We start from the raw sequence: 15,063 nt of genomic DNA, 5'->3' as shown, positions 1-15,063 counted from the left end.
GTTGATCAAACCGAACGAAAGCAAACATCATGTCGATGCGTACTGAATACTGCGGTCTCGTGACCGAACACCTGCTGGGCCAAACCGTGTCGCTGTGCGGCTGGGTGCAGCGCCGCCGCGATCACGGCGGTGTGATCTTCATCGACCTGCGCGATCGTGAAGGCCTCGTGCAGGTGGTGTGCGACCCGGATCGCGCGGAAATGTTCGCGACCGCCGAAGGCGTGCGCAACGAGTTCTGCGTGCAGATCAAGGGCCTCGTGCGCAACCGTCCGGAAGGCACGGTCAACGCCGGCCTGAAGAGCGGCAAGATCGAAGTGCTGTGCCACGAACTGAACGTGCTGAACGCGTCGGTCACGCCGCCGTTCCAGCTCGACGACGACAACCTGTCGGAAACGACGCGCCTCACGCACCGCGTGCTCGACCTGCGCCGCCCGCAGATGCAGCACAACCTGCGCCTGCGCTACCGCGTCGCGATCGAGGCGCGCAAGTATCTCGACGAGCAGGGCTTCATCGACATCGAAACACCGATGCTGACGAAGAGCACGCCGGAAGGCGCGCGCGACTACCTCGTGCCGTCGCGCGTGAACGCCGGCCAGTTCTTCGCGCTGCCGCAGTCGCCGCAGCTGTTCAAGCAGCTGCTGATGGTCGCGAACTTCGACCGTTACTACCAGATCACCAAGTGCTTCCGCGACGAGGATCTCCGCGCCGACCGTCAGCCGGAATTCACGCAGATCGACTGCGAAACGTCGTTCCTCGGCGAGCAGGAAATCCGCGATCTGTTCGAAGACATGATCCGTCACATCTTCAAGACGACGATCGACGTCGAACTCGACGCGACATTCCCGGTGATGCCGTACTCGGAAGCGATGGCGCGTTTCGGTTCGGACAAGCCGGACCTGCGCGTGCAGCTCGAATTCACCGAGCTGACCGACGCGATGAAGGACGTCGACTTCAAGGTGTTCAGCACGCCGGCCAACGCGAAGGACGGCCGCGTCGCGGCGCTGCGCGTGCCGAAGGGCGGCGAGCTGTCGCGCGGCGACATCGACGGCTACACGGAATTCGTGCGCATCTACGGCGCGAAGGGCCTCGCCTGGATCAAGGTCAACGAGAAGGCGAAGGGCCGCGACGGCCTGCAAAGCCCGATCGTGAAGAACCTGCACGACGCGTCGATCGCGGCGATCCTCGAGCGTACCGGCGCTGAAGACGGCGACATCATCTTCTTCGCGGCCGATCGCGCGAAGGTCGTCAACGACAGCCTCGGCGCGCTGCGCCTGAAGATCGGCCATTCGGAATTCGGCAAGGCGAATGGCCTCGTCCAGGCCGGCTGGAAGCCGCTGTGGGTCGTCGACTTCCCGATGTTCGAATACGACGACGAAGACGCGCGCTACGTCGCCGCGCACCACCCGTTCACGAGCCCGAAGGACGAGCACCTCGAGTATCTCGAGACCGACCCGGGCCGCTGCCTCGCGAAGGCGTACGACATGGTGCTGAACGGCTGGGAAATCGGCGGCGGCTCGGTGCGTATCCACCGCGAGGAAGTGCAGAGCAAGGTGTTCCGCGCACTGAAGATCGGCGCGGAAGAGGCGCAACTGAAGTTCGGCTTCCTGCTGGACGCGCTGCAGTACGGCGCGCCGCCGCACGGCGGTATCGCATTCGGTCTCGACCGCATCGTCACGATGATGGCCGGCGCCGATTCGATCCGCGACGTGATCGCATTCCCGAAGACCCAGCGTGCGCAGGATCTGCTCACGCAGGCGCCGAGCCCGGTCGACGAGCGTCAGCTGCGCGAGCTGCACATCCGTCTGCGTCAGCCGGAGCAGCCGAAGGCGTAACGCGTTTTCGCACCCGGTCGTGCGCGCGGCGACGCGCGCGCGACATCCAACGAAAAGGCGCCGTGGTGCGCCTTTTTCGTTTTTTGCGGTACAGTCGCAGCACTTGCCGCACGTTCGGGCACAGGCCCCGCGCACGGCCCTGTGCCGCATGAAACCAAGATGACGAAGCCGCCGAAAATCCCCGAATCCGTTCTCGTCGTGATCTACACGCCCGAACTCGACGTGCTCGTGATCAAGCGTGCCGACCAGCCCGATTTCTGGCAATCGGTCACCGGCTCGAAGGACGCGCTCGACGAGCCGCTCACGCTCACCGCCGCACGCGAAGTGGCCGAGGAAACCGGCATCGCGGTCGGCACGCCGGACGTGCCGGCCACCGCGCTCGTCGACTGGCATCACCGGATCGAATACACGATCTATCCGCAATACCTGCATCGCTATGCGCCGGGCGTCACGCGCAACGTCGAGCACTGGTTCGGCCTGTGCGTGCCGCATCGCGTCGACGTGACGCTGTCGCCGCGCGAGCATGTCGACCATGCGTGGCTGCCGTTCCGCGAGGCGGCCGCGCGCTGCTTCTCGCCGTCGAACGCCGAGGCGATCCTGCAATTGCCCGCGCGCGTGGCCCTCATGCGTGCGCCGCACGGTTCGTCCGCATGAATGCGGAGACCCGCAAGCGTTTCGCGCAATTGCGGCAGATGTTCCTGCAGGAGCGCGGCTCCGCGTCGCGGCTCGCGTTTACGGCCGGCAACACCGTGCGGCTGTGCGAAACCGGCGGTGAATTCTTCCACGCGCTGATCGATCGGATCGACGCCGCCCGCGAGCAGGTGATGCTCGAAACCTACATCTTCTGCGACGACGAGGCCGGCCGCCCGGTGTCGGACGCGCTGATCCGCGCGGCGCAGCGCGGCGTGCGCGTGCGCGTGATCACCGACGGCATCGGCACCGCCCGCCTGCCGCTGTTCGACACATGGGCCGAGGCCGGCGTCGAGCACTGCATCTACAACCGCTTCCTGTTCGGCCGCTTCGGCTTCTCGCGCACGCACCGCAAGCTCGCGGTGATCGATCACGCGGTCGCGTTCTGCGGCGGCATCAACATCGTCGACGACTACACGCAGGGCAGCGCGACGCTGCCGTTCCCGCGCTGGGATTTCGCGGTCGAGATGGCCGGGCCCGCGGTGTCCGACGTGCGCGCCGCGTTCGAGCTGCAGTGGCACCGGATCCGGTTCGGCCACAAGCCGTATGCGCAGTACGCGGCCGGGCTGCATGGCGGCGAAGCGTTCCCGGACATGTTCCGGCGCTGGATGCGCAGCCACCGGTGGATCAAGGCCGGCGCGCTCCGGGTCGTGACTGAGCCGAGCGTCGCGTTCGTCGCGCGCGACAACGTCGTGAATCGCCGTGCGATCGAGAAAGCCTACCTCGCGGCGATCGGCCAGGCGCGCCAGCGGATCCTGCTCGCGAATCCGTACTTCATGCCGGGCCGCAAGCTGCGCCGCGCGCTGACGGGCGCGGCCCGCCGCGGCGTCGACGTGCAGGTGCTGATCGGCCGCAAGGAATTCACGGCGCTCGATACGGCCGTACCGTTCCTGTATCACGCGCTGTTGCGCGCAGGCGTGCGCGTCGCCGAATACGACAAGACGATCCTGCACGGCAAGGTCGCCGTGATCGACGACAACTGGGCGACGGTCGGCTCGTCGAATCTGGACGCGCTGAGCCTGATGCTGAACAATGAAGCGAACGTCGTGCTGGTGCGCTACGATGCAGTGACGAACCAGTTGCGCGACGCGATCGCCACCGCGTTCGCCGAAGGCCGGGAAATCGACGCCGCGCACTACGCCGCGCGCCCGCGCGTCGAGCGGCTGCTGAACTGGCTGGCGTACAACACGTACCGCCTCGTGATGAAGGCGCTGACGGTCGGCGGTTACGACTGACGCAGACTAAGTATTCGCTTCAAAAAATCTGTCCGCACGTTCGTGCGGAAAAGCCGCTCCGGTCCCGCCGGAATCGCGCAAAATAGCGGCTCGGTTAGACACCGGTTTCTAATAATTTCCTTGTTTCGCGAGCGGCCGCACTCAATAATAGTACGGCCGTTCGATTTTATTCGAACCCCCGAACGGTTACAGAAATAGCTATGCGAAAAGGCGAACAGACGCGTGCCGCGATACTCGAAGCTGCTTTGGACCTCGCCAGCCGTGACGGGCTGGAGGGGCTGACGATCGGCCTGCTGGCCGAGCGCATGCAGATGAGCAAGAGCGGCGTGTTCGCGCACTTCGGATCGCGCGAAGACCTTCAGGTGGAGGTCGTCCGCGAGTACCACCATCGTTTCGAGAACGAGGTGTTCTTTCCGAGCCTGCGCGAGTCGCGCGGTCTGCCGCGTCTTCGGGCGATGCTGGCGCGCTGGATCGAGAAGCGCATCCAGGAGGTGACGACCGGGTGCATCTACATCAGCGGCGCAGTGGAGTACGACGACCGGCCGGACAGCCCCGTGCGCGAGCAGTTGATCGCGAGCGTGACCGCCTGGCGTGCCGCGTTGCTGCGCGCCATTTCGCAGGCGATGGAAGAAGGGCATCTGCGCGCGGATACGGATCCGGACCTGATGCTCTTCGAGTTGTACAGCTTCACGCTCGGCCTGCATCACGACGCACGCTTCCTGCATTCGCCGGACGCCGTGCGCCTTACGTGGGCCGCGCTGGAAAAGACGATTGTTTCGTATCAGAGCGAGAGCCGTTAGCGGCGCGTGACCCGCCCGCCAGGAGCTCGAGCCGTTGCCCACCTTTGGAGAGAGTCATGGGACAGTACGCCGCGCCGCTGCGCGACATGCAATTCGTGTTGCACGAGCTTCTGAACGTCGAAGCCGAAGTCAAGCAAATGCCCAAGCATGCGGACCTCGACGCCGACACGATCAACCAGGTCCTCGAGGAAGCGGGCAAGTTCTGCTCCGAGGTACTGTTCCCGCTGAACCAGGTCGGCGACCGCGAAGGCTGCACGTATGAAGGCGACGGCGTCGTGAAGACCCCGACCGGCTTCAAGGAAGCGTATCGGCAGTACGTCGAGGCCGGCTGGCCGGCGCTCGGCTGCGATCCGGACTACGGCGGCCAGGGGCTGCCCGCGTTCGTGAACAACGCGCTCTACGAAATGCTGAACTCGGCGAACCAGGCATGGACGATGTATCCGGGCCTGTCGCACGGCGCGTACGAATGCCTGCACGCGCACGGCGCGCCGGAACTGCAGCAGCAATACCTGCCGAAGCTCGTGTCGGGCGAATGGACGGGCACGATGTGCCTGACCGAGCCGCACTGCGGCACCGACCTCGGCATCCTGCGCACCAAGGCCGAACCGAACGGCGACGGCTCGTACTCGATCAGCGGCACGAAGATCTTCATCTCGAGCGGCGAGCACGACATGTCGAAGAACATCGTCCACCTCGTGCTCGCGCGCCTGCCGGACGCGCCGCAAGGCACGAAGGGGATCTCGCTGTTCATCGTGCCGAAGTTCATTCCGGACGCGTCGGGCGAGCCGGGCGAGCGCAACGGCATCAAGTGCGGGTCGATCGAACACAAGATGGGCATCCACGGCAACTCGACGTGCGTGATGAACCTCGACGGCGCGAAGGGCTGGATGGTCGGCGAGCCGAACAAGGGCTTGAACGCGATGTTCGTGATGATGAATGCCGCGCGCCTCGGCGTCGGCATGCAGGGCCTCGGCCTCACGGAAGTCGCGTACCAGAACTCGCTGACGTACGCGAAGGAACGCCTGCAGATGCGTTCGCTCACGGGCCCGAAGGCACCGGACAAGCCGGCCGATCCGATCATCGTGCACCCGGACGTGCGCCGCATGCTGCTCACGCAGAAGGCGTACGCGGAAGGCGCGCGTGCATTCACGTACTGGTCCGCGCTGCAGATCGACAAGGAACTGTCGCACGCCGACGAAGCCGTGCGCAAGGAAGCAGCCGACCTCGTCGCGCTGCTCACGCCGATCATCAAGGCGTTCCTGACCGACAACGCGTTCGAGTGCACGAACCACGCGATGCAGATCTACGGCGGCCACGGCTTCATCTCCGAATGGGGCATGGAGCAGTACGTGCGCGACGCACGGATCAACATGATCTACGAAGGCACGAACTCGATCCAGTCGCTCGACCTGCTGGGACGCAAGGTGCTCGGCGACATGGGCGCGAAGCTGAAGAAGTTCGGCAAGCTCGTGACCGAATTCGCGGAAGCCGAAGGCGTGAAGCCCGAGATGGCCGAGTTCATCAACCCGCTCGCCGACATCGGCGACAAGGTACAGAAGCTGACGATGGAAATCGGCATGAAGGCGATGCAGAACCCGGACGAAGTCGGCGCGGCCGCCGTGCCGTACCTGCGTACCGTCGGCCATCTGGTGTTCTCGTACTTCTGGGCGCGCATGGCGCGTCTCGCGCTCGACAAGGAAGCGTCGGGCGACCGTAGCGGAGACCCGTTCTACAAGTCGAAGCTCGCGACGGCCCGCTTCTACTTCGCGCGCCTCCTGCCCGAGACGGCGGCGACGATCCGCGCCGCGCGCGCCGGTTCGAAGACGATGATGGAAGTCGACGAATCGCTGTTCTGACGCGAGTCCGGGCGGTGCGCGCCGCGCGTCGCGCCGCCCGAACGCAACGGTTCCTGGTACTCACTTCGCCGTGCAGCCCTCACATTCCGCGCTGCACGACACTATCCGGAGACATCCCGTGAGCAATTTCCTGATTCGCAAGGTCGCCGTGCTGGGCGCCGGCGTGATGGGCGCGCAGATCGCCGCGCACCTCGTCAACGCGCGCGTGCCGGTGCTGCTGTTCGACCTGCCGGCCAAGGAAGGCCCGAAAAACGCGATCGCGCTGAAGGCGATCGAGAACCTGAAGAAGCTGTCGCCCGCGCCGTTCGGCGTGAAGGACGACGCGAAATACCTCGAAGCGGCGAACTACGAAGACGACATCGCGAAGCTCGCCGAATGCGACGTCGTGATCGAGGCGATCGCCGAGCGGATGGACTGGAAGCACGACCTGTACAAGAAGGTCGCACCGCACATCGCGCCGAACGCGATCTTCGCGACCAACACGTCGGGCCTGTCGATCACGAAGCTGTCCGAAGGATTCTCGGACGAGCTGAAGGCGCGCTTCTGCGGCGTGCACTTCTTCAACCCGCCGCGCTACATGCACCTCGTCGAGCTGATCCCGACCGCGCATACGCGCCCGGAGATCCTCGACCAGCTCGAAACCTTCCTGACGAGCGTCGTCGGCAAGGGCGTCGTGCGCGCGAAGGACACGCCGAACTTCATCGCGAACCGCGTCGGCATCTTCTCGATCCTCGCGGTGATCACCGAGGCCGCGAAGTTCGGCCTGCGTTTCGACGAAGTCGACGACCTGACGGGCAGCCGCCTCGGCCGCGCGAAGTCGGCGACGTTCCGCACCGCGGACGTGGTCGGCCTCGACACGATGGCGCACGTGATCAAGACGATGCAGGACAACCTCGCCGACGATCCGTTCTTCCCGGTCTACCAGACGCCTGCCGTGCTCGCCGAACTGGTGAAGCAGGGCGCGCTCGGCCAGAAGACGGGCGGCGGGTTCTACAAGAAGGAAGGCAAGGCGATCAAGGTGCTCGACGCGAAGACGGGCAGCTACGTCGATTCGGGCGCGAAGGCGGACGAAACCGTCGGCCGCATCCTGAAGCGCCCGCCGGCGGAACGCCTGAAGCTGCTGCGCGAGACGGATCATCCGCATGCGCAGTTCCTGTGGTCGATCTTCCGCGACGTGTTCCACTACATCGGCGTGCATCTCGAGTCGATCGCCGACAACGCGCGCGACGTCGACCTCGCGATCCGCTGGGGCTTCGGCTGGAACGAAGGCCCGTTCGAAGGCTGGCAGGCTGCCGGCTGGAAGCAGGTCGCCGAGTGGGTGCAGGAAGACATCGCGGCCGGCAAGGCGCTCGCGAACGTGCCGCTGCCGTCGTGGGTGCTCGAAGGCCCGGTCGCCGAGCAGGGCGGCGTGCACACGGCCGAAGGCTCGTGGGCGCCGGCATCGAAGCGCTTCGTGCCGCGTTCGGACCTGGCCGTGTACCGCAAGCAGGTGTTCCGCGCGCCGCTGCTGGGCGAAGCCGGCGCCGATCCGAAGACGTACGGCAAGACGCTGTTCGAGACCGACGCGGTGCGCGCGTGGGTCGACGACCGTGCCGGTGAGGACGACGTCGTGATCGTGTCGTTCAAGTCGAAGATGAACACGATCGGACCGAGCGTGATCGACGGCCTCGTGCAGGCGATCGAACTTGCGGAGCAGGACTACAAGGGCGTGGTGATCTGGCAGCCGACGTCGCTGAAGCTCGGCACGCCGGGCGGCCCGTTCTCGGCCGGCGCGAACCTCGAAGAGGCGATGCCCGCGTTCATGATGGGCGGCGCGAAGGGCATCGAGCCGTTCGTGAAGAAGTTCCAGGAAGGCATGCTGCGCGTGAAGTACGCGAACGTGCCGGTCGTCGCGGCCGTGTCGGGCATCGCGCTCGGCGGCGGGTGCGAACTGATGCTGCACAGCGCGAAGCGCGTCGTGCACGTCGAGAGCTACATCGGTCTCGTCGAAGTGGGCGTCGGCCTCGTGCCGGCCGGCGGCGGCCTGAAGGAAGCGGCGCTGCGCGCAGCGGACGCCGCGGCGGCCGCGAACGCGACCACCGACATCCTGAAGTTCGTCACGAAGTCGTTCGAGAACGCGGCGATGGCGAAGGTGTCGGCGTCCGCGCACGACGCGCGTGCGATGGGCTACGTGAAGCCGTCCGACACGATCGTGTTCAACGTGTTCGAACTGCTCGACACCGCGAAGAAGGAAGCGCGTGCGCTGGCCGACACCGGCTACCGCGCACCGCTGCGCGCGAAGGACGTGCCGGTTGCGGGCCGTTCGGCGATCGCGACGATCAAGGCATCGCTCGTCAACATGCGTGACGGCCGCTTCATCAGCGACCACGACTACCTGATCGCGAGCCGCATCGCCGAAGCCGTGTGCGGCGGCGACGTCGAAGCCGGCAGCCTCGTCGACGAGGAATGGCTGCTTGCGCTCGAGCGCCGCGCGTTCGTCGAGCTGCTCGGCACGCAGAAGACGCAGGAACGGATCATGGGCATGTTGCAGACCGGCAAGCCGGTGCGTAACTGAGCGAGCAGACAAGGAGTCTGAAATGAGCAAACAACTGCAAGACGCATACATCGTCGCCGCCAGCCGCACCCCGATCGGCAAGGCCCCGCGCGGTGTCTTCAAGAACACGCGCCCCGACGAGCTGCTGGTTCACGCGATCAGGTCGGCGGTCGCGCAGGTGCCCGGTCTCGACACGAAGGTGATCGAGGACGCGATCATCGGCTGCGCGATTCCGGAAGCCGAGCAGGGGCTGAACGTCGCGCGCATGGGCGCGCTGCTCGCGGGCCTGCCGCAGACGGTCGGCGGCGTGACGGTCAACCGCTTCTGCGCGTCGGGCATCACCGCGCTCGCGATGGCGGCCGACCGCATCCGCGTCGGCGAATCGGACGCGATCTTCGCGGGCGGCTGCGAATCGATGAGCATGGTGCCGATGATGGGCAACAAGCCGTCGATGTCGCCGCACATCTTCGATCGCAGCGAAGACTTCGGCATCGCGTACGGGATGGGCCTGACGGCCGAGCGCGTCGCCGAACAGTGGAAGGTGAGCCGCGACGACCAGGACGCGTTCTCGGTCGAATCGCACCGCAAGGCGCTCGCCGCGCAGCAGGCCGGCGAATTCGGCGACGAAATCGCTGCGTACACGCTCACCGAGCGGTTCCCGAACCTCGCGACCGGCGAAGTCGACGTGAAGACGCGCGAGATCAAGCTCGACGAAGGTCCGCGCGCGGATACGTCGCTCGAAGGCCTCGCGAAGCTGCGCACGGTATTCGCGAACAAGGGCTCGGTCACGGCCGGCAACAGCTCGCAGACGTCGGACGGCGCGGGCGCGCTGCTCGTCGTGTCGGAGAAGGTGCTGAAGGAGTTCAACCTGACGCCGCTCGCGCGCTTCGTGAGCTTCGCGGTGCGCGGCGTGCCGCCGGAAATCATGGGGATCGGCCCGAAGGAAGCGATTCCGGCTGCGCTGAAGGCCGCCGGCCTGAAGCAGGACGATCTCGACTGGATCGAGCTGAACGAGGCGTTCGCCGCGCAGTCGCTGGCGGTGATGCGCGATCTCGGCCTCGATCCGTCGAAGGTCAACCCGATGGGCGGCGCGATCGCACTGGGCCACCCGCTCGGCGCGACCGGCGCGATCCGCGCGGCGACCGTCGTGCACGGCCTGCGCCGCCGCAACCTGAAGTACGGGATGGTCACGATGTGCGTCGGCACCGGCATGGGCGCCGCGGGCATCATCGAACGCCTGTAAGCGGGACGCGACGACAAGCGACGACGGTGCGCGGGCCACGAGCTCGCGCACCGTTTTTTTCATTCCGGTAGAGACAGTCAAAGGAGACGGTTGTGGCCGACATTCAAGTGGAACGCGCCGACGGCGTGATGACGATCACGATCGCGCGCCCGGCGAAGAAGAACGCGCTGACGGCGGCGATGTACCAGACGATGGCCGATGCGCTCGCCGACGCGCAGGAAGACAAGGCGACGCGCGTGATCCTGCTGCGCGGCAGCGACGGTAATTTCAGCGCGGGCAACGATCTCGAGGATTTCCTGAAGTCGCCGCCGAAGGACGACACCGCATCGGTGTTCCAGTTTCTGGCGCGGATCAGCAGCGCGAGCAAGCCGGTCGTGGCGGCGGTGCCCGGCATCGCGGTCGGGGTCGGCGTGACGATGCTGCTGCACTGCGATCTGGTTTATGCGGCCGACACCGCGACGTTCTCGCTGCCGTTCGTGCAGCTCGGGCTGTGCCCGGAAGCCGCGTCCAGCGCACTGCTGCCGCGCCTGGCCGGCCATCAGGTCGCCGCCGAGAAGCTGCTGCTGGGCGAGGCGTTCGACGCGCTGGAAGCGCACCGGATCGGTATCGTCAACAGCGTGCTGCCGGCGGCCGAGCTCGACGCGTTCGCGGCGAAGCAGGCGGCGAAGCTGGCGGCGCTGCCGGCGGCATCGCTGCGTGTGACGAAGGCGCTGCTCAAGGAGACGGGCGGCGTGGCGACGCCCGCGCGGATGGCCGAGGAAGCGCGCCATTTCGCCGAGATGCTGCGCGCGCCGGAGGCCCGCGAGGCGATGACGGCGTTCTTCGAGAAGCGCAAGCCGGATTTCCGTCAGTTCGACTGACGGAACGGGTCGCGCCGGCGGTGGCTCGCCGGTGCGCGGTTGGGAGAGCGATCAGGCCGTGCCGTAGTCGACGTGGCCCGTTTCGCGGCAGAAGCTGACGAGCCGCAAGCCGGCCGCCTTCGCGATTTCGATCGCGAGCGACGACGGCGCGGAGATGGTCGCGACCAGCGGGATGCCGACCCGCGCGGCCTTGCGCACGAGCTCGTAGCTCGCGCGGCTCGACAGGAACACGAAGCCGTCGGTGGTATCGGCGCGCGCCAGCACGAGCGAGCCGATCAGCTTGTCGAGCGCGTTGTGGCGGCCGACGTCCTCGAATGCCGTGCGGATCGCGCCTGTTGCATCGCACCACGCGGCCGCATGCAGGCCGCCGGTCAGTTTCGTCAGCGCCTGATGCGACGGTAACGCATGCGCGGCGCGCGCCAGCGCGTCGGGCGCGAGGCGCGCGAGAAAACCGGTATCGGGCACGCGTTCGGGCGCGAGGTCGAGCAGGTCGATGCTCTCGATGCCGCAGACGCCGCAGCCCGTGCGCCCCGCGAGCGCGCGGCGCCGGTCCTTCAGCGCGGCGAACGCCTGCTGGACGACTTCCAGATGAACTTCCGCATGCGGCAGCGGCGCGTCGGCGTGCAGGATCACCTCGATGTCCTTGATGTCGCTGCCGCGCGCGACGATCCCTTCCGAGATCGCGAAGCCGACCGCGAACGCTTCGAGCTCGCATGGCGTGCACATCATCACCGCGTGCGAGATGCCGTTGAAGACGAGTGCGACCGGCCATTCCTGGCCGACGAAGTCGTGCGCGGGTTCGACCGCGCCGCCGCGCGTGCGGCTCACGGGCAGCTCGATCGCGCCGCGCGGTTCGTCGCGCAACGCGTCGCGCAGTTCGTCTGATTGGGTCGGATTCACGAGCACTCCCGTTGATTCGAAGCACGGCCGGCGACGATCGTGCCGCCGGCCGCGCGCAGAGGTTCTAAAATACCCCAGGCAAGCCGGCCGCGCCGGCATCCGCCACGTCAGGTAACGACCATGGGACTCAGCGACGCTCCGTTGCTCTTCAACTTCGAACACGATTCGTCGGAAAACTTCGCGTACATCCCGATGATCGTGCGTTTCAATCTCGACCGCTTCGGCCTGCGGATTTCGCTCGACCAGTGGCAACTGCTGCCGCTCGAGGACCGCAAGCTGCTCGCGCGCTTTCCGGCCGACGACGACACCGCGATCGAGCCCAACTTCGATCACGCGCTGTTCGAAATGCTGCGCACGCACGCCGATCTGGAGCCGTCATGGTTCCAGCCGGACGAGCAGCCGGCCTGGCGCGCCGTCGACGCGGTACCGGAGTCGCTGGTACAGCAGAGCGCGCTGGCCGGGCTGCCGGCACCCGCGCTCGCGCAGTGGCAGCGGCTCGCGCCGTTCCAGCGCTACGTGCTGGTCAAGCTGTCGCGCAAACCGACGCTGAATCACGATTTCGTGCCCGCGATGCGGGAGTTCGGGCTGACGGCCACGCACTGACGGCCACGCACTGACGGCCGCCTGCCGCACCGCGGCGCTTGCCCGCCGTCAGAGCGGCGGCAGTTGCCGCGGCTTGCGGTCAGGGCCGGTCGCGACGTAGGTGAGCGTCGCTTCGGTGACTTTCACGACTTCGCCCATCAGGCGCATGCGCTGCGCGTACACCTCGACGTCGACCGTGATCGACGTGTTGCCGGTGCGCATGATGGTGGCGTAGAAGCTCAGCAGATCGCCGACGAATACCGGCTGCTTGAACACGAACGAATTGACCGCGACCGTCGCGACGCGGCCGTTCGCGCGCTGGCTCGCGGGAATCGAGCCGGCGATGTCGACCTGCGACATGATCCAGCCGCCGAACACGTCGCCGTGAACGTTCGCATCGTGCGGTTGCGGGACGACGCGCAGCGCGGGCTGCTTCTGCGGGAGTTCGAGGGTCGAATCGGTCATGGCGGGGGCTTTCATCCTGTAATAAACGAGCCGCCGCGCGCAGGCTGGCCGGCGAGGCCGCCGGCAGCGGCGCGAAGCGGCTTCTGCGACAATACAACGTTCGCAAATTGTACGAGAAAGCGCGCGAGCCGGCCGCCGATACGCGCGTCCCGCATTGCCGCAGGACCTTTCCCCATGCGCCGATTTCCCGCTTCCGGCGAGCCCGCGCCGGCTTCGACCGGGCCTCGCAACGACTGGCAGACCATCCGGTCGCTGCTGCCGTACCTGACCACCTACAAATGGCGCGTCGCGCTCGCGCTCGGCTGCCTGATCGGGGCGAAGGTCGCGAACCTCGGCGTGCCGGTCGTGATGAAGCGCATCGTCGATCACCTGTCCGCCGTGCAGCAGCTCACCGTGCTCGGCCGTGCCGAGCAGTCGGCCGGCATCGTGCTCGCGGGCGGCGTCGGGCTGCTGGTCGTCGCGTATGCGCTCGTGCGGCTGTCGACGTCGCTGTTCACCGAACTGCGCGAAATCCTGTTCTCGAAGGTCACCGAGAGCGCGGTGCGCCAGCTCGCGCTGCAGGTGTTCCGGCATCTGCACGGGCTGTCGCTGCGGTTTCATCTCGAGCGCCAGACGGGCGGCATGTCGCGCGACATCGAGCGCGGCACGCGCGGCATCCAGCAACTGATTTCGTATTCGCTTTACAGCATCCTGCCGACGCTCGTCGAGGTCGGGCTCGTGCTCGGCTTCTTCGTGGTCAAGTACGAGGCCTACTACGCGTACGTGACGTTCGCGGCGCTGGTCACGTACATCGTGTTCACCGTGAAGGTCACCAACTGGCGCACGCATTTTCGCCGCACGATGAACGAGCTCGATTCGCGCGCGAACTCGCGGGCGATCGATTCGCTGATCAACTACGAGACGGTGAAGTACTTCGGCAACGAGGCGTGGGAAGCGCAGCGCTACGACGAGAACCTGAAGCGCTACCGGAAGGCCGCGATCCGCTCGCAGAACTCGCTGTCGGTGCTGAACTTCGGCCAGCAGGCGATCATCGGCACGGGGCTCGTGTTCATCCTGTGGCGCGCGACGCAGGGCGTGCTCGCGGGCAAGCTGACGCTTGGCGATCTCGTGCTGATCAACACGTTCATGCTGCAGCTGTACATTCCGCTGAATTTCCTCGGCGTCGTCTATCGCGAGCTGAAGCAGAGCCTGACCGACATGGACCGGATGTTCGGGTTGCTGTCGGCGCCGAAGGAAGTGGCCGACCGGCCCGATGCGCCGCCGCTCGCGGTGGCCGGCGCGCAGGTGCGCTTCGAGCACGTGAACTTCGCGTACGAGCCGTCGCGGCAGATCCTGCACGACGTGACGTTCACGATCGAGGCCGGCACGACGACCGCGGTGGTCGGCCACAGCGGGTCGGGGAAATCGACGCTGTCGCGGCTGCTGTTCCGCTTCTACGATCTCGACCGGCAGGCGGGCGGCGCGATCCGGATCGACGGGCAGGACATTCGCGACGTCACGCAGGAATCGCTGCGCGCGTCGATCGGGATCGTGCCGCAGGACACCGTACTGTTCAACGACTCGATCTACTACAACATCGCGTACGGTCGGCCGACGGCGACGCGCGACGAGGTGGTCGCGGCCGCGCGCGCCGCGCACATCCACGATTTCATCGAAGGGTTGCCGAAGGGCTATGACACGCCGGTCGGCGAGCGCGGGCTGAAGCTGTCGGGCGGCGAGAAGCAGCGCGTCGCGATCGCGCGCACGCTGTTGAAGGACCCGCCGGTGCTGCTGTTCGACGAAGCGACGTCGGCGCTCGATTCCCGCTCGGAACGCGCGATCCAGCGCGAGCTCGATCAGATCGCGCGGCATCGCACGACGCTCGTGATCGCGCACCGTCTGTCGACGGTCGTGCACGCGCAGCAGATCCTCGTGATGGACCACGGGCGGATCGTCGAGCGCGGCACGCACGACGAACTCGTGCGCGCGGACGGGCTGTATGCGCAGATGTGGGCGCTGCAGCAGCAGCGCGCGGCGGCGGGCGGGGAAGAGGCCGAGGCCGCGTAACGGGGCGCGACGGGGGCGTCG

Annotated in this window: 12 protein-coding genes; 10 read left to right on the top strand and 2 right to left on the bottom strand. The window is 66.7% G+C overall.

What is annotated here, in order from left to right; all coding sequences use genetic code 11:
- Positions 1-29: 29 nt before the first annotated feature.
- The 8 genes from aspS (at position 30) to GJG85_RS14385 (ending at position 11,049) form a co-directional block, all read left to right on the top strand.
- On the top strand, positions 30-1,832 hold the full coding sequence (aspS, locus tag GJG85_RS14420) for an aspartate--tRNA ligase (RefSeq protein WP_011657896.1): 1,803 nt from the start codon (positions 30-32) through the stop codon (positions 1,830-1,832).
- A 159-nt stretch (positions 1,833-1,991) separates the two neighbouring features.
- Positions 1,992-2,486, top strand: a complete 495-nt coding sequence (nudB, locus tag GJG85_RS14415; RefSeq protein ID WP_089488935.1) for a dihydroneopterin triphosphate diphosphatase — start codon at positions 1,992-1,994, stop codon at positions 2,484-2,486.
- Positions 2,483-3,757, top strand: coding sequence for a cardiolipin synthase ClsB (gene clsB, locus GJG85_RS14410; RefSeq protein ID WP_050014688.1), 1,275 nt, complete (start codon positions 2,483-2,485; stop codon positions 3,755-3,757). The genes nudB and clsB overlap by 4 nt, the downstream gene beginning before the upstream one ends.
- A gap of 200 nt (positions 3,758-3,957) precedes the next feature.
- Positions 3,958-4,557, top strand: coding sequence for a TetR/AcrR family transcriptional regulator (locus GJG85_RS14405; RefSeq protein ID WP_050014686.1), 600 nt, complete (start codon positions 3,958-3,960; stop codon positions 4,555-4,557).
- Between the two features lie 56 nt (positions 4,558-4,613).
- Positions 4,614-6,413 (top strand): acyl-CoA dehydrogenase C-terminal domain-containing protein, encoded by a 1,800-nt coding sequence (locus GJG85_RS14400; protein WP_050014685.1) that lies wholly within the window; start codon positions 4,614-4,616, stop codon positions 6,411-6,413.
- A gap of 118 nt (positions 6,414-6,531) precedes the next feature.
- On the top strand, positions 6,532-8,967 hold the full coding sequence (locus GJG85_RS14395) for a 3-hydroxyacyl-CoA dehydrogenase/enoyl-CoA hydratase family protein (protein ID WP_050014682.1): 2,436 nt from the start codon (positions 6,532-6,534) through the stop codon (positions 8,965-8,967).
- Positions 8,968-8,989: 22 nt separating this feature from the next.
- Positions 8,990-10,189, top strand: coding sequence for an acetyl-CoA C-acyltransferase (locus tag GJG85_RS14390; RefSeq protein WP_050014680.1), 1,200 nt, complete (start codon positions 8,990-8,992; stop codon positions 10,187-10,189).
- Positions 10,190-10,281: 92 nt separating this feature from the next.
- Entirely contained in the window at positions 10,282-11,049 is a 768-nt protein-coding gene (locus tag GJG85_RS14385) for an enoyl-CoA hydratase (protein ID WP_089488806.1), read from the top strand.
- 51 nt (positions 11,050-11,100) lie between these two features.
- Here GJG85_RS14385 and fdhD read toward each other — a convergent pair whose 3' ends face one another.
- Complete coding sequence (fdhD, locus tag GJG85_RS14380; RefSeq protein WP_089488805.1) at positions 11,101-11,955, bottom strand: formate dehydrogenase accessory sulfurtransferase FdhD; 855 nt, start codon at positions 11,953-11,955, stop codon at positions 11,101-11,103.
- Positions 11,956-12,069: 114 nt separating this feature from the next.
- Between fdhD and GJG85_RS14375 the strand changes: the two genes are divergently transcribed.
- Complete coding sequence (locus GJG85_RS14375) at positions 12,070-12,552, top strand: nitrate reductase associated protein (RefSeq protein ID WP_089488804.1); 483 nt, start codon at positions 12,070-12,072, stop codon at positions 12,550-12,552.
- Positions 12,553-12,600: 48 nt separating this feature from the next.
- Here the strand turns inward: GJG85_RS14375 and GJG85_RS14370 are convergent, their stop codons facing one another.
- Complete coding sequence (locus GJG85_RS14370) at positions 12,601-12,996, bottom strand: acyl-CoA thioesterase (RefSeq protein WP_006485741.1); 396 nt, start codon at positions 12,994-12,996, stop codon at positions 12,601-12,603.
- A 174-nt stretch (positions 12,997-13,170) separates the two neighbouring features.
- Between GJG85_RS14370 and GJG85_RS14365 the strand changes: the two genes are divergently transcribed.
- A complete protein-coding gene (locus GJG85_RS14365; RefSeq protein WP_204383411.1) occupies positions 13,171-15,042 on the top strand; it encodes an ABC transporter ATP-binding protein/permease in 1,872 nt (623 codons plus the stop codon).
- The last annotated feature ends 21 nt before the right edge of the window (positions 15,043-15,063 follow it).

Origin of the sequence: Burkholderia sp. MS389, from assembly GCF_016899425.1 — a bacterium.
Classification (GTDB): domain Bacteria; phylum Pseudomonadota; class Gammaproteobacteria; order Burkholderiales; family Burkholderiaceae; genus Burkholderia; species Burkholderia sola.
The sequence above is the reverse complement of the archived record's forward strand: the minus strand, read 5'-3'. Positions and strand labels throughout refer to the sequence as shown.

What these genes read in the sequence shown, in the direction of transcription:
- nudB (WP_089488935.1), top strand. Translation starts at nt 1,992, where the DNA reads ATGACGAAGCCGCCGAAAATCCCCGAATCCGTTCTCGTCGTGATCTAC.
- GJG85_RS14370 (WP_006485741.1), bottom strand. Translation starts at nt 12,996, where the DNA reads ATGACCGATTCGACCCTCGAACTCCCGCAGAAGCAGCCCGCGCTGCGC.
- GJG85_RS14400 (WP_050014685.1), top strand. Translation starts at nt 4,614, where the DNA reads ATGGGACAGTACGCCGCGCCGCTGCGCGACATGCAATTCGTGTTGCAC.
- GJG85_RS14365 (WP_204383411.1), top strand. Translation starts at nt 13,171, where the DNA reads ATGCGCCGATTTCCCGCTTCCGGCGAGCCCGCGCCGGCTTCGACCGGG.
- GJG85_RS14390 (WP_050014680.1), top strand. Translation starts at nt 8,990, where the DNA reads ATGAGCAAACAACTGCAAGACGCATACATCGTCGCCGCCAGCCGCACC.
- GJG85_RS14375 (WP_089488804.1), top strand. Translation starts at nt 12,070, where the DNA reads ATGGGACTCAGCGACGCTCCGTTGCTCTTCAACTTCGAACACGATTCG.
- clsB (WP_050014688.1), top strand. Translation starts at nt 2,483, where the DNA reads ATGAATGCGGAGACCCGCAAGCGTTTCGCGCAATTGCGGCAGATGTTC.
- GJG85_RS14405 (WP_050014686.1), top strand. Translation starts at nt 3,958, where the DNA reads ATGCGAAAAGGCGAACAGACGCGTGCCGCGATACTCGAAGCTGCTTTG.
- aspS (WP_011657896.1), top strand. Translation starts at nt 30, where the DNA reads ATGTCGATGCGTACTGAATACTGCGGTCTCGTGACCGAACACCTGCTG.